We start from the raw sequence: 22,629 nt of genomic DNA, 5'->3' as shown, positions 1-22,629 counted from the left end.
TACTCGGGTTGGTATAATACCTCTTTATACAAAACCAGGCTAGTTGAACGCTGCGCCTGGTTTTTTATGTGGCTTAATGAGGTATGCATGCGGATTGCGCTTGGTATTGAATACGATGGCTCGGCTTTTTATGGCTGGCAACGCCAGCAGGAAGTCGCCAGTGTGCAGCAGCACTTGGAACAAGCCCTGTCCAAGGTAGCCAACGAAAGCATTCTGACCCAGTGTGCTGGCCGGACGGATGCAGGCGTGCATGCCACTGGGCAGGTTGTGCATTTTGATAGCAGCGCAGCACGATCGGATAAAGGCTGGATCATGGGGACCAATAGCCACTTACCTGCAGGCATCACTGTGCGCTGGGCTAAGCAGGTACCGGATGGCTTCCATGCTCGTTTTTCCGCTACCGCCAGGCGGTATCGCTACATCATTTTGAACCAGCAATACCGGCCTGCCATTTTGCAGGCTGGCTTAAGCCATTACCACCAGCCACTGGACGCAGATAAAATGCATCAGGCCGGCCAGTGCTTGCTGGGTGAGCACGATTTTAGTGCTTTTCGAGCCATTCAGTGCCAGTCGAAAAGCCCAAACCGTTTTGTCCATCATTTAAATGTGCAGCGTTTTGGGCCTTATGTGGTGTTGGATATCAAAGCCAATGCCTTTGTTCATCATATGGTGCGCAACATCACCGGCTCTTTGTTAGAGGTTGGTATGGGGCGTCAGTCAGTCCATTGGCTGGCAGACTTGCTGGCCGGCAAAGATAGAACCAAAGCAGCGGCTACAGCCAAAGCTGGTGGTCTGTATCTGGTCGCGGTAGACTATCCTTCAGAGTTTCAGTTACCAGCAACTGAGCCGGGCCCATTGTTTTTACCAGCACAACTGGATTTAGCCAGCGCAACTGGACTGACTACTAAGACCAGTTTTTTATATTAACATGCGCCGTTTTTATGCTTTAATAGCCACCGTTTTTCAGAATTTCGGTGCATTTCAGCCCAAATAAGCAAGGCTTTATGGTGTGCTCACCGCAAGCCGATTAGGAATCGATATGAGTTGGTTAGAAAAGATCCTTCCCCGAACTTCGACTTCTGCACGCCGCAACATTCCTGAAGGCGTCTGGACCAAATGCACGGCCTGTGATGCCGTTTTGTACAAAGCTGATCTGGACAGGCAGCTTGGCGTTTGCCCGAAGTGTGATCATCATATGCGTGTCAGTGCGCGTGATCGTCTTACCATGTTTCTCGATACCAACACAGCCACTGAACTGGCGGCTGATCTCGAGCCACAGGATCTGCTGAAGTTTAAAGACAGCAAACGCTACAAGGATCGTATCACCGCAGCGCAAAAAGAAACCGGTGAAAAAGATGCCATGTTGGTGATGCATGGTCAGCTCAAAGGCATGCCTGTGGTTGCCTCAGCCTTTGAATTCAATTTTATGGGCGGCTCAATGGCATCGGTGGTTGGCGCTAAGTTTGTTAAAGGCGTGGAGTATGCGATTGAACACAAAGTACCTTACATCTGTTTCTCTGCCAGCGGCGGTGCCCGGATGCAGGAAGCTTTGCTGTCTTTAATGCAAATGGCCAAAACCAGTGCAGCTTTGGCCAAGTTAAGCGAGCAGGGCTTGCCCTATGTATCAGTCTTGACGGATCCTACCATGGGTGGAGTATCGGCCAGCCTTGCCATGCTGGGAGATATCAACATTGGCGAACCAAAGGCGCTAATTGGTTTTGCTGGCCCGCGGGTCATTGAACAAACGGTTCGGGAAAAGCTACCTGAAGGCTTTCAGCGCAGTGAGTTCCTGTTGGATCATGGTGCCATTGATATGATTGTTGACCGCCGCGAAATGCGCGATACAATTGCCCGACTTGTGGCTAAATTTATGCAGTTGCCAGCTCCAGAACAGGAGTAACCCAACTGCTCAGGGACCTATGAGCACCTTAACCTCCCTTACCAGCCAATCGTGCCAGACACTGGACGATTGGCTTTGCTTTATTGAGCAGCAACACCCTCAACATAAAATTGAACTTGGCCTGGAGCGTGTTCGTCAGGTGGCTGAGCGGGCGGGTTTGCAGCAGTTACCTGGCCGGGTGGTACTGATTGCCGGCACCAATGGCAAAGGCACCACAGCACGTTGCATGGAGCAATTGCTGCTGGCGCAGGGTTTGACGGTTGCTGTTTACAGTTCCCCACATTTACTTCGGTTTAACGAACGTTTGCGTTTTAACCTGCAGGATGCCACCGATGCCGATTGGGTGAGAGCCTTGGCATTTATCGAGCAGCTGCGTCAGGACATCGAACTGACCTATTTTGAGTTCACCACCTTGGCTGCTTTTTATTTGATCAAAGACTACCAGCCGGATGTAGCGCTGATTGAAGTTGGTTTGGGTGGGCGTCTCGATGCGACCAATATTGTCGAGCCAGAGCTGAGTATTTTAACCACCATCGATTTGGATCATCAGGACTGGCTTGGTCCAGACCGGGAAGCCATTGGCCGTGAGAAAGCTGGGGTATTTCGAACAAATCGGATGGCGGTGGTGGCCGAGCAACAATTGCCTGCCAGTGTGCTTGAAGTCGCTGCCAGTCTTGGCACTCAACTGCTAAGAGCTGATCAGCATTATCACTGGCAAGCCGGGCAAACTGGCTGGAACTGGCAAAGTGATACTATCACTCTGACAGAGTTGCCGTTACTGTCAATCCCAGTGCAAAATGCAGCGACAGCCCTGATGGCTGTGCAGCAACTCGGTTTGTTGCCTGAAGAGCCCGCCCGCATTCGAAAGGCGCTGGCAGGCGTAACCCTGGCTGGTCGCATGCAATGGTTGCAGCAGCATCCGTCCGTGTTGGTGGATGTGGCTCACAACCCTCAATCTATTCAGTACTTGGCACAGCAACTGCGATCATTGCAAACGGGCAACCGCCGACTAGTGGCGCTTTGCGGTATGATGCGTGATAAAGTAAAGCCCGGCGCGCTGGATGCATTGATTGACCTGATCGACCACTGGGCTTTGGTTAGCTTGCCGGGGCCTCGTGGCGCCGCTGCGGATCTGTTGCAGGACATTTTACCTGCCAGCAGTTCTATCAGTCGGTTTGGCGATGTTCGCAGCGGTTTTGAGCAGATCATGCAGCAGTTGCAGCAGGATGATTTATTGCTGGTGTTCGGCTCATTTGTTACTGTGTCTGCGGTACTTGGCCTGACTACCGATTTACCGGAGGCGAAATGACAAGAGCTTTTAAACAACGCTTACTGGGCGCCTGCATTTTGATGATTGCAGCCGTGGTGTTTTTGCCAGACTTACTGGATGGTGAAAAACAGGTGCTGAAAGATGATTTCGAGCAAATTCCAGCCCGGCCTGAGTTTCAGGGGGTGCAAGAGCAGCAGTTGCTGGACAGCGCTGCAGTGATAGCCCGGCGTGAACAAGCCCTGGCGGAGCCACGGGTCGATATTGAAGCTTCGGATGCGGACAAAGTGGCTGCAAAAGCCGAGGAAGCCAGCACTGGTAATGAGGAACTGCCTTCGCAAGCGTATGCTCAGGTCACGGTGGGGGAAACACAAGCCAGTCAATCTGGCACTGAACGTCCGGCGACCTCTTCGCCTGAAACCGCGGACAGTGCTTCGCAACTCCTGACTGAGCGAGCCTGGACGGTGCGGGTTGGCAGCTTTGGGCGGGTTCAAAATGCCGAAGAGCTGGTAAAGCGCTTGAATGATGCTGGCTTTCGTACCTATACCCGTCAGGTTACCAACAACCAAGGTGTGCAGTTGACCAGTGTTTTCGTTGGGCCGGATCTACGCCGCGAAGCACTGGAGCAACGTTTAGCAGAGCTCAGGACTATTGCCCGGGATGATCGTCTGGTGATCAGCAACTATCAGCCGCTGGAAAATAATTAGGCAAGGGGCGGTGACTTTGATAGAATGCGCGCCGTGATCAGACATCCTTTGGTATTTCATGGTTTGGATTGATTTTGTCATTCTGGCTATCATCGCGCTTTCAACAGTGATCAGTCTGGTGCGCGGTTTTGTCAAAGAAGCGGTTTCTTTGATCGTCTGGATCCTTGCCTTTTTTATTGCCAGTTATTATTACCCTCATCTGGCCGCTTATTTTACCAGCCTGGATGATGAAATCCTGCGCAATGCTCTGGCTATCGCCATTCTATTTGTCTGCTCCCTGATCCTGGGAGCTTTAGTCAACTTTCTTATCAGCAAATTGGTCCAATCCACTGGTTTAAGTGGAACCGATCGGGTGCTGGGTCTAATTTTTGGTGCTTTGCGCGGCGTATTGTTAGTTAGCGCTGTGTTGTTTTTTGTAGATGCTTTCACCGGTGCCGGCAAAACCGATTGGTGGCAGAGCTCGATGTTGATCCCCGAGTTCCGATTTATCATTGAGTGGTTCTTCGATTATTTGCAGAATCACTCGAGTTTTATGCAACAGCCCTAATACCTGTTTGTCGTGGGTTATTAGTTTGAGGCGAGGAAAATTCCATGTGTGGTATTGTTGGTATTGTTGGTAAGTATCCGGTCAACCAGGCGCTGTACGATGGCCTGACGGTGTTGCAACACCGGGGCCAGGATGCCGCTGGCATCGTGACGGTGGATAACAACACCCTGCGTTTGCGTAAAGCGAATGGCCTGGTGAAAGATGTGTTTCATACCCGCCATATGCTGCGCTTGTCAGGCAATATCGGCATTGGTCATGTCCGTTACCCGACGGCTGGCTCGTCCAGTACCGCCGAAGCTCAGCCGTTTTATGTCAACAGTCCTTTTGGCATTGCAATGGCGCATAATGGCAACCTGACCAACTCGGAGCAACTGACCGAAGAAATTTTCCGACGGGCGCGGCGTCATATCAATACCACCTCGGACTCCGAAATTCTGCTGAATGTCTTTGCCCATGAGCTGCAACAGAACAATACGCTGTCATTGACCGCGGAAGATGTGTTTCAGGCGGTTACCGCCGTGCACCGAAAAGTGCGGGGCGGCTATGCCGTGGTGTCACTGATCATCGGTCATGGCCTGGTTGCTTTTCGCGATCCTAATGGCATTCGTCCTTTAGTGATAGGTAAGCGTGAGACGGAAGCCGGCACTGAATATATGGTGGCGTCTGAAAGTGTGGCTTTGGACGCGGATGGCTTTACGGTGATGCGTGATGTCTATCCAGGCGAAGCCGTCTACATTACCGAGGATGGTGAGCTGTTCACCCAGCAGTGTGCCGAAAACCCGGGTTACAGCCCTTGTATTTTCGAGTATGTCTACTTTGCCCGGCCAGACTCGACCATCGACAATATTTCAGTCTATGCCTCACGGGTGGCCATGGGCACCAAGTTGGGCGAAAAAATTAAACGGGAGTGGAGCCAGCTGGACATTGATGTGGTGATCCCAATCCCGGAAACCAGCAATGACGCTGCACTGCAAATTGCCCACGAGCTGGGTTTGCCTTACCGGCAGGGTTTTGTGAAGAACCGTTACATCGGCCGTACTTTTATTATGCCTGGCCAGGTAGAGCGCAGAAAATCGGTGCGCCGTAAATTAAATGCCATCCAGCAGGAGTTCAAAGGCAAGAATGTATTGTTGGTGGATGATTCCATCGTACGCGGAACTACTTCACAGCAAATTATTGAGATGGCACGGGATGCCGGTGCCAAGAAAGTGTATTTTGCTTCCGCTGCACCGGAAGTGCGTTTCCCCAATGTGTATGGCATCGATATGCCATCAGCCAATGAGCTGATTGCCCATGGTCATGATGTCGACAGCATTTGTCAGAACATTGGCGCTGATGGTTTGATCTTCCAATCACTGGAAGATTTGATTGCTGCTGTTCGTACCGTGAATCCGGAGATTAAGCGCTTTGAAACCTCGGTATTCGACGGTGTTTATGTCACCAATGACATCGATCAGGATTACCTGAACAGGCTGGATCAACAGCGCAGCGATGGCGCCAAAAACCGCAATGCCGCCATGGCGATGGCAACCAATTTAGAAACCTACAACGAGGCGGATTAATACCCACCGCAATAAAACAAAAGCCGCAATTGCGGCTTTTGTTTTATCAGTGAGGCTTCGCTAGTGCGTAAAGGCGGGCCCAAAGCCGGAGCTCCACAAAATGGCGGTGCCGGTCAGCACACAGACCAGTAAAATGAGTCCACAGGTTACTACCGAGCTGGCGTAAATAAAACCACGCTCTTCCGGGATATGCATCAGAATAGGCACGCCCACATAAAGCAGGTAGACTGAGTATGCCAGGCCAGCCAGGCCTACCAGCATCACAAACCACAACTCTGGGTACAGGGCGGCAAAACCAACCATAAACAGCGGCGTTGAGGTGTAAGCTGCCAGCTCCAGCGTTTGGGTGTAGGTTGGTTCAGAGCCAAAGGTATGCGCCATCCAGTGCGCCAGAAACGCCAATGCAAAAACACCACCAATTAAAGCAAAATACATGGCAACCGACAGCATCAGAGCGCTATCAGCTGTAAGTTTAATGGTATCACCCACGCCAATACTCCAGCCAATATGCACGGCTGAGTAATAAGCACAGATGGATGGAATAAGCGCAATAATCAATATATGCGCCAGGCTGTAACGAAAACTTTCATGGCGCTGGTCGATGGTATGCCACTCTTCTTTCGGGTGGGCATACAGTCCCCATAGGTGGTTCAATATCATAATTATTATCCTTCACACTGCCTACGTCTTTTACAATCAGCACTGTTGTACCAATTGGGTTATACCAGAGTATCTCTTAGGTATAGTTCAGTTATGGCCAAATTTAGTCCGGCCGTCAAGTCATGTTGCACAAAATTTGATCCGGATCAGGTCTGCAGGCCAGAACGCTGGTTGCGCCAGGTCAAAATCGCTATAATACTTCTTTTCCCAAGCTTCTTTGTAACCATGAATACTGCTGAACTTGCCGGCTTGCTGGCACCTATCCACCAGTTTCTGCATTGCCGCACCCCACAAGCTTGGCTTGAGCAAGCGGCTTTACCGGATCAGTTACCGGCATTGCTGATTGACCATATGCACTGTGAATTAAAAGCCGCACAGAGTGCGGCCTTGCTCATTCGCCGTTATGCCACCGATGATGGGTCAGCCCGGGCCTTACTAAGCTGGCTCAAGCCCTACGAGGACTTTGTTTATCGCAAAGTTGGGGATGGTAACTTCAGCCAGAGTAAAAATGCGTTGATAGGCCAGCTCACAGCCAAGGGCACTGCGCCCTGGCAGCAGCAGGTATTGGAGAAGATGGTGCGGCTGATCAAAGAAGAGCTGCACCATTTTGAGCAGGTGCTGGCTTTTATCCGCCAGCGAGGCATCGAGATGCAACCCCTGAGCGCCGCTGGTTATGCCTCGGGTTTATTGCGCCATGTCCGTAGTCGTGATCCTGGCTTGCTGGTCGATAAGTTAATCATCGGTGCCTTGATTGAAGCCCGCTCCTGCGAACGCTTTGCCGCTTTAGCACCCCGGCTTGATGGGGAGTTACAGCGTTTCTACATCTCTTTGCTGCGCTCAGAAGCACGTCATTACCAGGATTATCTGCAGCTGGCAGCCGACATTAGCCCGGAGCCGATTGATGAGCGGGTGCAGCAATTGGCTGCCATTGAAGCAGAACTCATTCTGCAACCCGATGCCGAGTTTCGTTTCCACAGCGGGGTACCTGACTACCTCATCGCTTGAAAAGTAACCAGTTGTCGATTAAGCTTAGCTTCAGCATCGATGGATTATGATGCTTGTATACGCCAGAGGTGAAGGAGACACACCATGAATGCACTGCAACAACCGCAAGACGCTACCCGCAACGTTAATCAAAGCAATGATCAGTATCAGCCAACGAGTGGCCACTTTGGTAAGGCACCGTCCTTGCTGGCCGGTAATAAACCTTTTACTGAGCGGCCAGAGTTAGAGCCAACCGCTATTCTTGGTTATAACTAAGCTTGACGCCAGTTCCGACGGTTGGCCAGTTGGCGTTCAGGCTCTTAAAGAGCGTGGTTACACGGACATGCCCTAAAGATCCTGAAAATACAGCTGCCAATCGTCGGCACTGACTTTCAGATAGCTGGCTTGCTGGTACCAGTCACCCAGCACATAGCGCTTGCCTGCGCCTTGCGCTAATGGCACCTGATGCACCTTAGGCCGGTGAGTATGGCCGTGGATCAGATGGAGAACACCCGCCTCATTCATCACCCGCACCACCTCATCTGGTGTGACATCCATAATTTGATTAGCATCACCAGATAGCGTGGCTTTATAAGCCGCACTTTTACGCCGGGCCTTTTTGGCCAGACGCTGGCGATACCACAGCGGTAACGACAACATCAGATTTTGCCACCAGCGCTGATCCCACCAGCGACGAAACTGCTGGTACTTGATATCTGCAGTGCAGAGGCTATCGCCATGCATAATCAGGGTAGGGGTGCCGTACAGTTCAATCACTTGTTGCGCTGGTAATAACTGCATGCCGGCACTTTTCGCATAGCGCTGACGCAGCAGGAAATCCCGGTTGCCATGAATAAAGTACACCGGCACCTGCTGGCTTAACTGTTTCAGCTGCTGGGCTACCCCGATCAGCAACGGCTCTGGATTGTCATCGCCAATCCAGACTTCAAACAAATCGCCCAAAATATAGAGCGCATCAGCTTTAACGGCATCCTGTTTGAGAAACTGCAGAAAAGCGCTGGTGATATCGGCTCGCTCAGCGCTTAAATGCAAGTCTGCAATAAACAGCGTGTGTGGCTTAGTCATTCAGCTCGGCGCGCTCAATCACCACCGGTTCGGTCGGCACATCGGCATGAGGACCATGGCGACCCGTTTGCACAGCGGTAATTTTATCCACCACATCCATGCCGGCACTGACTTTACCAAAGACACAGTAGCCCCAACCCTGGCTGTTTTCAGCCCGGAAGTTCAGGAAGTCGTTATCTGCTACATTGATAAAAAACTGGCAGGTGGCTGAATGTGGATCCGAAGTCCGGGCCATGGCAATGGTGCCGATGGTATTGGCTACCTGGTTGTTGGCTTCGTTTTTAATGGCTGCTTTGGTTGGCTTTTGCTGCATATCGCTGGTAAAGCCGCCGCCCTGAACCATAAAGCCAGGGATCACCCGGTGAAAAATGGTGCCATCAAAAAAACCGTCTTTCACATAACTTAAAAAGTTTTCTACGGTGGCTGGTGCTTTGTCGGCGAAGAGTTCCAGCGTAATCACGCCATAATTGGTATGTAACTGAACCATGGTTTGCTCCTGCAAAGAAAAAATCCATTGTAACTTTTTTTTGCCTGCTGTGACATAGCGCTACAGGCACTGCCGATGCTAAACTAGCGCTTTCGTTTACAGAGCAGGCAGGAGTGCTAAGTGCAGATCTTCAATACCCTTACCCGAACCAAAGAGACGTTTCAGCCACTGGTCGAAGGCAAAGTGGGTCTTTATGTTTGTGGTATCACGATCTACGACTACTGTCATATCGGTCATGCCCGTACTTATGTCGCCTTTGATGTGATCAACCGCTATTTACGTTTTTCCGGTTACGATGTGACTTATGTACGCAATATCACCGATGTGGATGACAAAATCATCAAACGGGCGGCCGAGAACAACGAAAGTTGCGATGCACTCACAGCGCGTTTTACCAGGGCCATGCACGAAGATTTCGAAGCACTTGGCTTGCTGCCAGCCGATATTGAGCCAACCGTTACCGGCCATATGCAGCCGATCATTGAACTCATTCAGACGCTGCAAGACAAAGGTTATGCTTATGTCAGCAAGGATGGGGATGTGTTGTTTGATGTTAGCAAGTACGATGCTTATGGCAAGCTGAGCCAACAGAATCTGGATATGCTGCAAGCCGGAGCCAGGGTTGATGTCAACGACAGCAAAGATGACCCACTAGACTTTGTGTTATGGAAATCGGCCAAGCCGGGCGAACCCAGCTGGGAGTCGCCCTGGGGCAAGGGCCGGCCAGGCTGGCACATTGAATGTTCGGCCATGAGTGCCTGCCACCTTGGTGCGCATTTCGATATTCATGGCGGTGGCTCGGATTTACAGTTCCCACACCATGAGAACGAGATTGCCCAGTCCACCTGTGCCCATGACAGCGCCTACGCCAACACCTGGATCCATACTGGTATGGTGCAGGTAGATAAAGAGAAAATGTCCAAGTCTTTGGGCAACTTCTTTACCGTGCGTGAAGTGCTGGCCAACTACAATGCAGAGTCGGTGCGTTATTTCCTGCTGTCCAGTCATTACCGCAGCCAGCTGAATTACAGCACCGAGAACCTTGAGCAGGCGCATGCGGCACTGAGCCGTTTATACACGGTGCTGCGCGAGCTGCCGCCGGCGGAAGAAGTCGAGCTGAGTGATGAACTGAGTTTTCAGTATGTAGAGCGTTTTCAGCACGCCATGGACGATGACTTTAATACCCCAGAAGCCTTGCCGGTACTGTTTGAACTGGCGCGTGAAGCCAATCGTTGTAAAGACAGCGATGTGGACAAAGCGCGCCAACTGGCCAGTCTGCTGCATATGTTAGGTGGTGTTTTGGGTATTTTGCAGGGGGATGCTGAAGCATTCTTACGTGGCGGTACCGCAGGCCAGTCGCAAGATGATGTGGCAGAGATCGAAGCTTTGATTGCCGAGCGCAATCAGGCCCGGGCAGAGAAAAACTGGGCGGCTGCCGATGCGGCTCGCGATAAACTTAACGCCATGGGTATCGTGCTGGAGGATAAAAACGGCGTTACCAGTTGGCGACGCAGTTAAGCGAATTTACGGCCAGGCTTTTCCCCTTTTTGTCTGTCATTTCTTATACAAGCCACCAGTGCCACTGGTGGCTTGTTTCGTTTTAGCTAAACTAAAGTTGTGTGTGTAGCAGCAAAATACCCAATAAGTGGTATACTTTTGATCTCGAACAATAAATTCAAGCTTAGATTAAGGGAGTGGCATGCGTAATAACCAGCCGGTAACCCAACGGGAAAAGATCTATCCTAAAGAGCAGAAGCTTATTTCTGCCACCGATACCAAAGGCATGATCACATTCTGTAACGATGCGTTTGTCGCCGTCAGTGGCTTTAGCCGTGAAGAGCTGATTGGTCAGCCACATAACATTGTGCGCCACCCGGATATGCCACCTGCCGCCTATGAGAGCATGTGGTCTTATCTAAAACGTGGCAAACCCTGGATGGGACTGGTGAAAAACCGTTGTAAGAATGGCGATTACTATTGGGTAAATGCCTATGTCACACCAGTGCATCAGGGCGGCAAAGTCATTGGTTACGAGTCGGTGCGGGTATGCCCAAGCCGCGAGGATGTAGCAAGGGCCGAAGCCTTGTATCAGCGTATTCGGGAAGGCAAGGCCACCAATCCTTTGTTATCGCGTGCCAAGCGTTGGGCAGAGCTTAGTTGGGCACCTGCTGCGGCTTTGGCGCTGGCGCTTGGCAGTTGGCAGCTGTTTGGCGTTGGTGCTGCGGCGCTCTCTCTGGCACTGACTACCGTGCTGGTTTACGCCATTGCGCAGTGGCAATGCCAAGCGCGACTTAGCCGGCTGGATGCGTTGTTACCGTCGGCCTTTCGTGATCCTCTGGCCATGCAGTCCTACAGTGATAGTCAGGGCGTAGAAGCATCTTTTGAAGTGGCGATCCTGGCTGAGCAGGCGCACTTAAATACCGTACTGACCCGGATTGAAGATGCTGCTGAGCGGGTCTTTAACTTTTCCAGCGATGCCAAAACCACCTCAGAGCAAGCGATTGAACAGATTGGGCGTCAGCAGCAGGAAACCGAACAGGTGGCGACGGCGATGAATGAAATGACCACCACCATTGCTGAAGTGTCCGTGCATGTGCAGGAAACCGCTTCCCAGGCGGATGATGCCGATAAGTTGGCGCAATCCGGTTTGCAAATTGCCGGCGATACCCGCGGTGCCATTGTGCATTTGCAGCAGTCGGTTAATCAAATCAGCAGTTCTGTGCAGGAATTGGCGGCACAAACCAGCAGCATCGCCAAAGCGGCTCAGATCATTGAGCAAATTGCTGATCAGACCAACTTGCTGGCACTCAATGCGGCTATTGAGGCAGCGCGGGCTGGTGAGCAAGGTCGTGGTTTTGCCGTGGTAGCGGATGAAGTGCGGCAACTGGCAGCACGTACTACCGAGTCGACCAAGGACATTCATGGCATTATCACCGAGCTGACCCGCAAGGCGGAGGCCGCTGTACAGGTAGCAGAGGCGGGGAAAGGTGATGCGGATAAAGGGGTCGCTATGGTTGGCGATGCTGAAAAAATGCTGGATGGTATCAGTCAGGCCATTAACAGCATTGCGGCTATGGCGATGCAAATGGCCACTGCCGTGGAGCAGCAGGCGCATGTGGCCGATGATATTAATCGTCAGGTGGTCAGTATCTCCGAGTTGGCTCAAGACAGTACTGGTAAGGGGCAGCAAGCGGCAGACAGTGTGTTCCGCTTGCAGGATACCGCCCATGATTTGAAAGATTTGGTACAGCGCTTTAGCCGGCTGAGTTAACACCAACAGTCGCTTAGCAAAAAAAACCGCAGCAACTACTGCGGTTTTTTCTAAGCCTTAAGACTGGTCGTGATAGCGCTCGCAGGCTTCCAGCGTGTTTTCAATCAGACAAGCGACCGTCATAGGGCCAACACCACCTGGTACCGGGGTGATATAAGCAGCACGCTCTGCAGCTGCGGCAAAGCCAACATCCCCTACCAGTTTACCGGACGGCAGCCGGTTGATGCCGACATCAATCACCAGGGCACCTGGCTTGATCCAGTTACCAGGAATAAAATCGGGCTTACCCACGGCAACAACCAGCAGTTCGGCCTGGCGTACATGGTATTCCAAGTCACGGGTAAAGCGATGACAGATGGTGGTGGTACAGCCAGCCAACAGCAGCTCCAGCCCCATTGGCCGCCCGACAATATTGGAAGCGCCGACCACTACTGCATGCAAACCTTTAATGTTCTGACCGGTGCTTTCCAGCAGGGCAATGATGCCTTTGGGCGTGCAGGGACGCAGTGCTGGCATGCGCTGGGCTAGTCGGCCGATATTGTAAGGGTGAAAACCATCCACGTCTTTATGTGGATGAATGCGCTCTAAAATCACCGACGCATCCAGACCAGCTGGCAGCGGCAACTGCACCAGGATGCCATCCACGTCCGGGTCCAGGTTCAGTTGATCAATCAAATCCAGCAGTTGTTGCTCGGAACTGTCAGCTGGTAAGTCGTAGGAAAAGGAACGAAAACCAACTTCGTCACAGCTTTTGCGTTTGCTACCCACATAAACTTGCGATGCCGGATCCTGGCCTACCAGAACAACGGCCAGGCCAGGGGCTCGTTTTCCTTGCTGCAGACGTTTTTGGACTTTAGCGGCAACTTTGGTTTTTATCGACTGGGCGACGGCTTTACCATCGATCAACTGGGCGGTCATAACTTCTCTCAGCATAAGTGAATGCTGTTATTTTCTCATACCCACCGGCGGATGACCAGATACTTGCCGCTGATCCAGCAGATAGCTATACACGTAAAGGCCAAACTGCTGATTTGGCTTTTATCCGCCGCTTGGTATAAATAAGCAGCAATCGGGGGGGGCGGACTAAAAAAAGGTTTGACGATACCTTGTCCGGGCGTTAATATTCCGCCCCGTTGCAGCGATGCAGCAAAGTCGGTGATTGGCGCAGCTTGGTAGCGCACTTGGTTTGGGTCCAAGGGGTCGCAGGTTCAAATCCTGCATCACCGACCAATTTTAACGTGGTGGTAGTGCACTTGGTTTGGGTACTCTTGATCCTAAGGGTCACAGGTTCAAATCCTGCATCACCGGACCACTATATTCTCCCGCGTAGGCGTTTGACATGTGCGCCCGTAGCTCAGTTGGATAGAGCAACGGCCTTCTAAGCCGTGGGTCATAGGTTCGAATCCTATCGGGCGCGCCATTTGGGTGCAAAACAAGTTTTACATTGTGGTGGTTGTAGCTCAGTTGGTAGAGCCCCGGATTGTGATTCCGGTTGTCGTGGGTTCGAGCCCCATCATCCACCCCAACTCGTTCTGAAATGTCGGTGATTGGCGCAGCTTGGTAGCGCACTTGGTTTGGGTCCAAGGGGTCGCAGGTTCAAATCCTGCATCACCGACCATTTCCCCTCAACGTTTATTCACTTGGTTTGGGTACTGTTCATCCTAACGGGTCGCAGGTTCAAATCCTGCATCACCGACCATTTCCCTCTCTTTTTCTATCATTCAAATTATTAGTTATTCTTGCTTGCTATGTGCTTCGTAGCACGGCCAGGCTGGCGGATCTTTTTCCGGAACACGCTGTGAACCCATCCCTGGGCGCTCTTGACACGCCGTCCGGGCGTGTCAGGTTTCCGGAGAAAGTCCGTCCAGCCTAGCCTGATCCGAGCTCAGAGTTAGGGAACTGCGAGCTTTTGGCAGAGTCGTAATAACGTCTCCAGCGCCAAACCACTGGCCTGCACCGGGCTGTAGGCCAGCCCAATCCGCCGCTCCAGCCCGGCCATGGCAATGGGGCGCAGCACCAGGTCCTGGCGCTGGCGCAATTGCTCAAAATCCGGCACCAAAGCACAGGCAACACCTGCCGACACCAAACCCAGCGCATACTCAATGGTATGAATATCGGCCCGGATATCGGGTTTGATGCCTTGGCGTACCAACTCCGGATACAGTTTTTGCCAGGCTTCACACGGGGTGCGTTTAATCAGGGCCAGTCCGGCAAAATCCTGCAAACTGATACGCTGCTTTAACGCCAACGGCTGTCCTGCCGGCAACGCCAGCTGAAAGTGATCATGGTACATCGGCTGAAATTGCTCGCCACTTTTTAACAGCTCCGGGCTGATAATACGGGCATCGCAAGGCTCATCCGGCTCCACCAGCTGCAACTCCAGGCCGGGTAATTGCAGGCTGAACTGGCGTAGCAAATCACTCATCCGCTCTACGCCTAGCGCCCGTATCAACCCAAGCCGAAAACGAATTTTATCGACAGGTTCGGTAAAAGAGCGTTGTAGCGCCTGGAACTGACCGAGTAGCCGACAGGCGTGGCCATAGAGCCGCTCCCCATCCTCGGTTGGGGTAACCCCTTTGGGCTGGCGCAGAAACAAAGTGACATTCAGTTGCTGCTCTAACTGGCGAATAGCGGATGACAGCGACGGCTGGGCAACAAAGCATTGGCGTGAAGCCGCGCTGACGCTGCCTTGCTCGTACACAGCGACAAAATACTTCAGATGGCGTATATCCATAGTTTAAATCTATACCGGATACAGAATTAATATATTTTAACTTTACATCAAGGCTGGCTAATCTGGCCAGTAACCGATCTGTTTTTTAAGGAAAACACACCATGAGCAGAGCCCCATTCAACTGGCAAGACCCGTTTCATTTATCTGACATGCTAACCGAAGAAGAGCGGATGATCCGCGACAGCGCGCATCAGTATTGCCAGGAGCGGCTGATGCCGCGCATTTTGCTGGCCAACCGCAACGAGCAGTTTGATCGCGCCATTATGACGGAATTGGGTGAGCTTGGCTTGCTGGGTGCTACCTTGCCGGAAGAATACGGTTGTGCTGGTGTGAATCATGTGTGCTATGGCCTGGTTGCCCGCGAAGTGGAGCGGATTGATAGCGGTTACCGCAGTGCCATGAGTGTGCAATCTTCGTTGGTGATGCACCCCATTCATGCTTATGGCACCGAAGCTCAGCGTACAAAATACCTGCCCAAACTTGCTACCGGCGAATGGGTGGGCTGTTTTGGCCTGACCGAACCGGATGCCGGCTCGGATCCGGCCAGCATGCGCACTACGGCCAAGAGAATTGACGGCGGTTATCTGCTCAATGGCAGCAAGATGTGGATCACCAACTCGCCGATTGCCGATGTGTTTGTGGTCTGGGCCAAGCTGGATGGTGAAATTCGAGGCTTTGTGCTGGAGAAAGGCTTAAAGGGCCTGAGCGCGCCCAAAATTGAAGGCAAGTTCTCCTTGCGTGCCTCCATCACCGGCGAAATCGTGATGGATCAGGTGGAAGTAACCGAAGAAGCGCTACTGCCCAATGTCAGTGGCCTAAAAGGCCCCTTTGGTTGTCTGAATAAAGCCCGCTACGGCATCGCCTGGGGTGCGCTCGGCGCAGCCGAGTTCTGCTGGCACGCCGCCAGGCAGTACACCCTGGATCGCACCCAGTTCAACCGGCCGCTGGCAGCCACCCAACTGGTGCAGAAAAAACTGGCCGATATGCAAACTGATATTAGCCTGGGGTTGCTGGGCTGCCTGCAGGCCGGCCGTCTAATGGATGCCGGCAGCCTGGCACCTGAGACCATTTCGCTTATAAAGCGCAATTCTTGTGGCAAGGCGCTGGAGATAGCCCGCCAGGCCCGTGATATGCACGGTGGTAACGGCATTGCCGATGAATACCATGTGATCCGCCATGTCATGAACCTGGAAGCGGTCAATACCTACGAAGGCACCCACGATGTGCATGCGCTGATCCTGGGCCGTGCTCAGACCGGTTTGCAGGCCTTTGGCTAACAGCGCTTCGGGGCTGCGACCCCGGTAAGACCCAAACAGGAGTTCCGATGGCCAGTTCACAACATCCCTGGCTGCAGGCCTATCTGCAGCGTATTTTGCACCATCAATTACCCGAAGTCGCCGTAAGCCAGGGCGAGCTTGCCCCGGCCCTGCTGTTTCAATTGTTCGAAAGTCAGTTGCAAAGCCGCTTGCTGGATTTACGCTCGCGGCTGATGCAAGCCAGTGGGCAGAGCTTTTACACCATTGGTAGCAGTGGTCACGAAGCCAATGCGGCGGTTGCTGCAGCCCTCCGGCCGACTGATCCGGCTTTTTTGCACTACCGCAGTGGCGCTTTTTTTATCCAGCGCAGCAAGCAGGTTGAAGGGCAAACCCCGTTGTACGATATGTTGTTGTCGTTCGCCGCGTCGGCCGAGGATCCCATCTCCGGCGGCCGGCATAAAGTGCTGGGCAGCCTGGCACTGAATATACCGCCGCAAACCAGTACCATAGCGTCGCATTTACCCAAGGCGGTTGGGACGGCTTTTGCCATAGCGCTGTCCAGGCGTTTGCAGCATAACGGCAGCTGGCCGGATGACAGCATTGCTTACTGCAGCTTTGGCGATGCTTCACTTAATCACTCTACCACGCAGGGGGCACTGAATGCCGCTTGTTGGGCTGCTTTTCAGCAGGTACCTGTACCTGTGCTCTTTGTCTGCGAAGACAATGGGCTGGGTATTTCCACGCCAACCCCAACCGGTTGGGTGCAGCAAAACCTGAACAACCGACCAGGTCTGACGTATTTTCATGCCGATGGCCGCGATCTGGCCGGTACCTATCAGGTGGCGCGTCAGGCTGCCGATTATGTTCGACGTTACCGCAAACCAGCGGTGCTGCATTTGGCCACAGTGCGGTTGTTTGGCCATGCCGGCTCTGATGCCGAAGTGGCCTATCGCAAGAAAGAGCGTATTGCCGACGAGCTGGAGCTGGACCCTTTGCTGTTTAGCACCGCTCAAATTCTTGAGCAGGGTTGGATGAGCCCGACTGAACTGGGCCGCTGGGTGCAGGCGCTGGATCAGCGTATTGAGCGCATTGCCGAACAGGCCAGCAGCCGGCCTAAACTGACGTCAGCTGCCGGAGTGATGGCTTCCATCGCGCCACAGCGGCCTGAAAAGCCATTGCCCACGCTGCCGGATGCGGCTGCCCGTGCGGAGTTGTTTGCGTTTGATAAACACAACCAGGGCAAGCCACAACATTTGGCCAAGCTGCTGAACTGGTGTCTGCACGATCTGATGGCGCAGTACCCCGAGCTAGTGCTGTGCGGTGAAGACATCGCCAAAAAAGGCGGGGTCTATAATGTCACCCAGCATCTGGTGCATGCCTTTGGCTACAACCGTGTGATCAACACCCTATTGGATGAGCAAAGCATCCTTGGACTGGCCATAGGGCTGGCGCAACAGGGCTTCGTAGCCATGCCGGAAATCCAGTTTCTGGCCTATGTGCACAATGCCGAGGATCAAATTCGTGGCGAAGCGGCTACCCTGCCGTTTTTCTCCAATGGCCAGTACCACAACGGCATGGTGATCCGGATTGCTGGCCTGGCTTATCAGAAGGGCTTTGGTGGTCATTTTCATAACGACAACTCTTTTGCGGTGTTTCGCGATATACCAGGCTTAATCTTACTTTGCCCGTCCAATGGTGAAGATGCGGCCTTATTGCTACGCCAGGCTGCGCGGCTGGCGCATGAGCAAAAACGACTGGTGGTGTTTTTGGAGCCTATAGCGCTTTATATGACGCGGGATTTGCTGCAGGCCGGCGATGGTCTTTGGGTGCGTAATTACCCCAGTCCTGAGACGCCGTTGCCCGCTTTGGGCGAGCCTGCGGTATTTGGTGATGGCCAGGAGCTATGCATTCTTAGCTACGGCAATGGCTACTATCTGTCGCGTCAGGCAGAACTGGAGTTACGCGACCAGGGCTATAGGCTGCGTTTGCTGGATTTACGCTGCCTCATCCCCCTGCAGCTGGATGCTATCTTGAGTGCCATCGGGCCTTGTCGCACGTTACTGATTGTCGATGAATGCCGTCGCCGTGGCTCGGTCAGTGAAGAGCTGGTCACCTTGTTGCATGAAGCCCGGCCCGGACAGTTTCAGCTTGAGCGCATCACGGCCGAAGACAGCTTTATTCCGCTTGGCGCCGCTGCCTATCAGGTGTTGCCATCGAAAGAGCAGATCATCGCCCGGGTACGAAGCATGGCGGATGCAAACAGAAGCACCGAAGCACAACCACAGGAGCGCAGAGCATGAAAAAAACCGCTGTGGTGGTCTGCCCGGGGCGGGGCAGTTACAACAAGCCGGAGCTTGGCAGCATTGGTCGCTTGCATGGCGATAAAACCGCTTTACTAACCGAACTGGATAAAGTACGCGCTGAACTTGGCCTGGCCGGCATTCGAGAGCTGGATGGCGCCGGCCACTATGCCAGTCGCGTGCATCAACAAGCAGAAAACGCTGCTGGTCTTATTTTCAGTGCCGGCCTGCTGGATTATCAGAGCATCAATCAGGCTGAGTTTGACGTGGTGGCTATCACCGGCAATTCGATGGGGTGGTATACGGCCCTTGGCTGTGCCGGTGTCTGGCATCCGGCTGCTGCGATGCAGTATGTCTGCCAGATGGCAAAACTCACAGCAGGGGCAGCTGGAGGTCAGTGCATCTATCCACTGGTCAACAGCGACTGGCAACCCGATGCAGACAAAATAGCTCTGGTGGATGTGCTGTTGGCCGATTATGCCGGTGAGCTGTTTGAGTCCATTCGTTTTGGTGGCTATGCGGTGCTGGCTGGCAGCGAGGCGGCGATGCAAGCCGTGCTTCGTCGTTTACCCAGGGTGGATGAACGTTTTCCGCTGCTGTTACCTGGCCACGCCGCCTTTCACTCTCCATTGATGGCTGATGCAGCCAGTAAAGCCATGGCAGCAATTCCTGCCAGTGCTTTCGCGCGCCCAGAGCTGCCACTGATTGATGGCTGTGGCCGAATTTGGCAGCCTTTTGCTACCGAGGCGGCGGCGCTAAAGCACTACACGCTGGATCGTCAGGTGCAGGGCTGTTATGACTTTAGTCTGGCGATTGAAGTGGCGGTCAAAGAGTTTGCACCTGATGTGTTGATCCTGCTTGGTCCAGGCAGCAGCTTAGGAGGCGCTGTAGCGCAAAGCTTAATCCGGCTGAACTGGCAGGGGCTTGGCAGCAAAGCCGATTTCAGTGCGCGCCAGCAACAAAGCCCACTGTTGTTGTCGATGGGGCTGTCGGAGCAGCGCAGCCTGGTACTCTGAACTGCTTTGCTCTCTTCACACGTCTTTCAGCCGCGTTTGAGCGCTGCCATTACCCAAAAAACCGCAGCCAGGATGCTGCGGTTTTTTGTAATTTTATTACAGAATAATTAAGCGGAAAATGCTGTGTTCTTGGCTAAAAAACAAGCGCTTAATGGGTGTCTCTGAATAAATATCTGTTTAATATGGATATTTCTTTAGTTTATAATGCTTATTCGCTAAGGGCTTTCTGAAAGCCGGTGGTGCCGAGTTACAAAATTTGCTATCATAGCCGCGGTTTTAAAAACGGAGGAGCTATGTTGAACCCATCCTGGCGCAGGATAGTGCTTAAAGTCGGCAGTGCATTAATTGCCCCCGATCCCCAGGCCGGTTGCAGTGAAAAATATCTAGGCCCCATCGCTGATTTCATCCGTCAATGTCGTGATCGCGATATCGAGGTGATCCTGGTTTCATCAGGCAGTGTTGCTGCAGGCAGGCATCATTTTAATTTCAATCACCATCGGGTTCCCATTGCTCTAAAACGAGCCATGGCTGCGGTTGGCCAAAACCAGATGATGAATTTCTGGTCCAATTGTTTTGATTTTCCTTGTGCTCAGGTACTGTTGACGCACGGTGATCTCAGTGATCGGGTTCGTCATGTCAATGTACGCAATACCTTACGACGTTTGCTGGATCATCAGGTGTTGCCGATCGTCAACGAAAACGACACCATTGCCACCGAAGAAATCAAAGTGGGTGACAACGATAATCTGGCTGCTATGGTCGCCACCGTTGCAAATGCGGATGCGCTGATCATTTGTTCGGACATTACCGGGCTTTTTACCGCCGATCCTAATAAGGATCCATCAGCACAGCTGATCCCGGAAGTACGGACCATTGATGAGCGCATTTACAGCCTGGCCGGCGGTGCCAGCTCGAGCGTAGGCACTGGCGGCATGCGGACCAAGGTGCAGGCGGCTGAAAAAGCCACCACCCACGGCGTTGATACCCTGATCGTTGATGGTCACCAGCAGGATACTTTTACCCGTTTGCTGGATGGCTTTAATCCGGGCACCATTTTTCATGGTCATAAAGATCCGATGTCCGGTAAAAAGCACTGGGTACGTCATACTCTGCGGGCCAAAGGTGAGATCTGGGTGGATGATGGCTGCATGAAAGCGCTGCGCCATCAGGGGGCTTCCTTGCTGTGCAGTGGCATTGTGCATGTGCAGGGTGAATTTGAACCTGGTGATGCGGTGATTGTTCGTTGTGGCAGTGGTAAAGTATCCATTGCCAAAGGCGTCAGCCGCTACAGCGCCCGTGAACTATTTAGCATCAAAGGTCAACAGACGAGTGAAATCGCAGAGCACCTGGGGGATATCCTGCCAGGCAGCACCTACGAAGTGATTCACCGTGATGAAATGACATTATTGGAGAGATTATGAGTACCCTTAGTTTGGGAACTAGGGCGGCGACTCTTGCCGCTCAGGCTGCCAAAGCAGCCAAAGCCGTTGCGCATTTATCAACGGAGCAAAAGAATTACGTGTTGCAAAGCATGGCTAACGCCATTCGATCGGCTACTCCGGCTATTTTAGCGGCCAATGCAGCTGAGCTGGAAACGGCCAGAACCAACCAAACCAGCGCTGCCATGCTGGATCGCCTGACCTTAACCCCAGAGCGCATTGATGCGATGGCAGCCGCCATCGAACAGATTATTCATTTGCCTGATCCGGTGGGTAGCAAACGCTTTATTGAAGAGCGCCCCAATGGCATACGCATTGAAAAACGCCGTATTCCACTGGGTGTGATTTGCATGATTTACGAAGCAAGGCCCAATGTCACTGCCGATGCCGGTGCTTTGTGTTTTAAATCCGGCAATGCCGTGATTCTGCGCTGTGGTCGTGAAGCCATTCAGACCAGCCTGGCCATTGCTAAGGCCATGCACCAGGCTCTTGCTGAGCATAAGTTGCCGGAAGATGTGATTACTATAGTGCCAGACCCGGATCGCCAGTTGATGCTGGATTTGATTCAGCAGGATCAGTTCATCGACTTGGTGATCCCGCGCGGTGGTGAAGGCTTGATTCGTTTTGTCACTGACAACAGTCGGGTACCGGTGATCCAGCACTTTAAAGGCGTATGCCATCTTTACGTGGATCAAAGCGCTGATCTGAATATGGCGCTGGAGTTGTTGTTAAACGGTAAAGTGCAGCGTCCTGGTGTGTGCAATGCCTTAGAATGCTTGTTGGTCAATAAACATCAGGCGGCCGATTTTCTGCCCATGGTGGCTGATGCTTTGCGCGCCCATCAGGTAAAAGTGCATGCCTGTGAGCGCAGCATCAGTTACTTTGACAGTGCCGAGCCTATTGCTGCAGGCGATTTTGGTCAGGAATACCTGGCACCGGAAATCGCCATCCGGCTGGTGGATGACCTGGATGCTGCCATGGCACACATCGATCAGTTTGGCAGTTACCATACCGAGGTAATCTGCACCCAGGATCAGGCCAGTGCCGATACCTTTATCAATCAGGTGGATGCAGCTGTGGTGATGCACAATGCCTCATCACGTTTCTCCGATGGCGGTGAACTTGGCCTTGGTGCTGAAATCGGCATCTCGACCAGTAAGCTGCATGCCTACGGCCCTATGGGCTTAGAAGCCCTGACCACAGAACGCTTTGTGGTCACCGGCCAGGGCCAGACGCGTTAAAAACGGTTAGATTTCCTGGGACAAGTAAGCCGCCTGTGGGCGGCTTACTGCTGTCTGAGCGCGATGAAAATAGCGGCAAATGACGAAACTGGGGCAGGGGGCTCGACTTGCTGTTTTTCGCTCGCTATAATGCCGCGTCCTATTCAACTACAAGTCTGTTGAGCTGCGGCTC

General features: G+C 52.8%; 20 protein-coding genes and 4 tRNA genes. 19 read left to right on the top strand and 5 right to left on the bottom strand.

Annotated features, from left to right (window positions below):
* Window positions 1-87: 87 nt before the first annotated feature.
* The 6 genes from truA (at window position 88) to purF (ending at window position 5,983) form a co-directional block, all read left to right on the top strand.
* Entirely contained in the window at window positions 88-927 is an 840-nt protein-coding gene (gene truA / locus BLW37_RS15500; protein WP_091344698.1) for a tRNA pseudouridine(38-40) synthase TruA, read from the top strand.
* 112 nt (window positions 928-1,039) lie between these two features.
* On the top strand, window positions 1,040-1,900 hold the full coding sequence (gene accD, locus BLW37_RS15495; RefSeq protein WP_091344562.1) for an acetyl-CoA carboxylase, carboxyltransferase subunit beta: 861 nt from the start codon (window positions 1,040-1,042) through the stop codon (window positions 1,898-1,900).
* Between the two features lie 19 nt (window positions 1,901-1,919).
* Window positions 1,920-3,209 carry a bifunctional tetrahydrofolate synthase/dihydrofolate synthase gene (gene folC / locus BLW37_RS15490; protein WP_091344560.1) on the top strand — a complete coding sequence of 430 codons (1,290 nt, stop codon included), beginning with the start codon at window positions 1,920-1,922 and terminating at the stop codon, window positions 3,207-3,209.
* Window positions 3,206-3,874, top strand: coding sequence for an SPOR domain-containing protein (locus BLW37_RS15485; RefSeq protein ID WP_091344559.1), 669 nt, complete (start codon window positions 3,206-3,208; stop codon window positions 3,872-3,874). The genes folC and BLW37_RS15485 overlap by 4 nt, the downstream gene beginning before the upstream one ends.
* A 58-nt stretch (window positions 3,875-3,932) precedes the next feature.
* Complete coding sequence (locus BLW37_RS15480; RefSeq protein ID WP_091344557.1) at window positions 3,933-4,421, top strand: CvpA family protein; 489 nt, start codon at window positions 3,933-3,935, stop codon at window positions 4,419-4,421.
* A gap of 44 nt (window positions 4,422-4,465) precedes the next feature.
* Window positions 4,466-5,983 carry an amidophosphoribosyltransferase gene (purF, locus tag BLW37_RS15475; RefSeq protein WP_091344555.1) on the top strand — a complete coding sequence of 506 codons (1,518 nt, stop codon included), beginning with the start codon at window positions 4,466-4,468 and terminating at the stop codon, window positions 5,981-5,983.
* A gap of 60 nt (window positions 5,984-6,043) precedes the next feature.
* Here purF and BLW37_RS15470 read toward each other — a convergent pair whose 3' ends face one another.
* Window positions 6,044-6,643: a Yip1 family protein gene (locus BLW37_RS15470; RefSeq protein WP_091344554.1), complete on the bottom strand. Its 600-nt coding sequence runs from the start codon at window positions 6,641-6,643 to the stop codon at window positions 6,044-6,046.
* Window positions 6,644-6,868: 225 nt separating this feature from the next.
* Between BLW37_RS15470 and miaE the strand changes: the two genes are divergently transcribed.
* Window positions 6,869-7,648: a tRNA isopentenyl-2-thiomethyl-A-37 hydroxylase MiaE gene (gene miaE / locus BLW37_RS15465; RefSeq protein ID WP_091344552.1), complete on the top strand. Its 780-nt coding sequence runs from the start codon at window positions 6,869-6,871 to the stop codon at window positions 7,646-7,648.
* Window positions 7,649-7,732: 84 nt separating this feature from the next.
* On the top strand, window positions 7,733-7,903 hold the full coding sequence (locus BLW37_RS18750) for a hypothetical protein (protein WP_171907650.1): 171 nt from the start codon (window positions 7,733-7,735) through the stop codon (window positions 7,901-7,903).
* A gap of 72 nt (window positions 7,904-7,975) precedes the next feature.
* On the opposite strand, the gene BLW37_RS15460 is transcribed toward BLW37_RS18750, so the two are convergent.
* Both BLW37_RS15460 and BLW37_RS15455 read right to left on the bottom strand, forming a co-directional pair.
* Window positions 7,976-8,713, bottom strand: coding sequence for a UDP-2,3-diacylglucosamine diphosphatase (locus BLW37_RS15460; protein ID WP_091344550.1), 738 nt, complete (start codon window positions 8,711-8,713; stop codon window positions 7,976-7,978).
* Window positions 8,706-9,200: a peptidylprolyl isomerase gene (locus tag BLW37_RS15455; RefSeq protein ID WP_091344549.1), complete on the bottom strand. Its 495-nt coding sequence runs from the start codon at window positions 9,198-9,200 to the stop codon at window positions 8,706-8,708. The genes BLW37_RS15460 and BLW37_RS15455 overlap by 8 nt, the downstream gene beginning before the upstream one ends.
* A 120-nt stretch (window positions 9,201-9,320) precedes the next feature.
* Between BLW37_RS15455 and cysS the strand changes: the two genes are divergently transcribed.
* Together cysS and BLW37_RS15445 are read left to right on the top strand one after the other, a co-directional pair.
* On the top strand, window positions 9,321-10,718 hold the full coding sequence (gene cysS / locus BLW37_RS15450) for a cysteine--tRNA ligase (protein ID WP_091344547.1): 1,398 nt from the start codon (window positions 9,321-9,323) through the stop codon (window positions 10,716-10,718).
* 181 nt (window positions 10,719-10,899) lie between these two features.
* Complete coding sequence (locus BLW37_RS15445; RefSeq protein WP_091344545.1) at window positions 10,900-12,471, top strand: methyl-accepting chemotaxis protein; 1,572 nt, start codon at window positions 10,900-10,902, stop codon at window positions 12,469-12,471.
* 57 nt (window positions 12,472-12,528) lie between these two features.
* Here the strand turns inward: BLW37_RS15445 and folD are convergent, their stop codons facing one another.
* The gene (gene folD / locus BLW37_RS15440; RefSeq protein WP_091344696.1) at window positions 12,529-13,389 is read right to left on the bottom strand and encodes a bifunctional methylenetetrahydrofolate dehydrogenase/methenyltetrahydrofolate cyclohydrolase FolD; all 861 of its coding nucleotides are present in this window, start codon (window positions 13,387-13,389) and stop codon (window positions 12,529-12,531) included.
* A 235-nt stretch (window positions 13,390-13,624) separates the two neighbouring features.
* Between folD and BLW37_RS15430 the strand changes: the two genes are divergently transcribed.
* The 4 genes from BLW37_RS15430 (at window position 13,625) to BLW37_RS15415 (ending at window position 14,089) form a co-directional block, all read left to right on the top strand.
* Window positions 13,625-13,701: transfer RNA gene (locus BLW37_RS15430), tRNA-Pro, on the top strand.
* A 113-nt stretch (window positions 13,702-13,814) separates the two neighbouring features.
* Window positions 13,815-13,891, top strand: a tRNA-Arg gene (locus BLW37_RS15425).
* Window positions 13,892-13,920: 29 nt separating this feature from the next.
* Window positions 13,921-13,996: transfer RNA gene (locus BLW37_RS15420), tRNA-His, on the top strand.
* A gap of 16 nt (window positions 13,997-14,012) precedes the next feature.
* Window positions 14,013-14,089, top strand: a tRNA-Pro gene (locus BLW37_RS15415).
* 273 nt (window positions 14,090-14,362) lie between these two features.
* Here the strand turns inward: BLW37_RS15415 and BLW37_RS15410 are convergent.
* Window positions 14,363-15,205, bottom strand: a complete 843-nt coding sequence (locus tag BLW37_RS15410) for a LysR family transcriptional regulator (RefSeq protein ID WP_091344541.1) — start codon at window positions 15,203-15,205, stop codon at window positions 14,363-14,365.
* 101 nt (window positions 15,206-15,306) lie between these two features.
* On the opposite strand from BLW37_RS15410, the gene BLW37_RS15405 reads away from it, so the two are divergent.
* From BLW37_RS15405 to BLW37_RS15385, 5 genes are all read left to right on the top strand, one after another.
* A complete protein-coding gene (locus BLW37_RS15405; RefSeq protein ID WP_091344540.1) occupies window positions 15,307-16,482 on the top strand; it encodes an acyl-CoA dehydrogenase in 1,176 nt (391 codons plus the stop codon).
* 47 nt (window positions 16,483-16,529) lie between these two features.
* A complete protein-coding gene (locus tag BLW37_RS15400) occupies window positions 16,530-18,761 on the top strand; it encodes a thiamine pyrophosphate-dependent enzyme (RefSeq protein ID WP_091344538.1) in 2,232 nt (743 codons plus the stop codon).
* Window positions 18,758-19,777: a malonyl CoA-ACP transacylase gene (locus BLW37_RS15395; RefSeq protein ID WP_091344536.1), complete on the top strand. Its 1,020-nt coding sequence runs from the start codon at window positions 18,758-18,760 to the stop codon at window positions 19,775-19,777. Before BLW37_RS15400 ends, BLW37_RS15395 begins: the two co-directional genes overlap by 4 nt.
* Before the next feature lie 293 nt (window positions 19,778-20,070).
* Window positions 20,071-21,198, top strand: a complete 1,128-nt coding sequence (proB, locus tag BLW37_RS15390; RefSeq protein ID WP_091344534.1) for a glutamate 5-kinase — start codon at window positions 20,071-20,073, stop codon at window positions 21,196-21,198.
* Complete coding sequence (locus tag BLW37_RS15385; protein WP_091344532.1) at window positions 21,195-22,457, top strand: glutamate-5-semialdehyde dehydrogenase; 1,263 nt, start codon at window positions 21,195-21,197, stop codon at window positions 22,455-22,457. Before proB ends, BLW37_RS15385 begins: the two co-directional genes overlap by 4 nt.
* The last annotated feature ends 172 nt before the right edge of the window (window positions 22,458-22,629 follow it).

The organism is Alkalimonas amylolytica (genome assembly GCF_900107845.1).
GTDB classification, from domain to species: Bacteria; Pseudomonadota; Gammaproteobacteria; order Enterobacterales; family Alteromonadaceae; genus Alkalimonas; species Alkalimonas amylolytica.
This window is presented reverse-complemented; position numbering and strand designations above follow the sequence as displayed.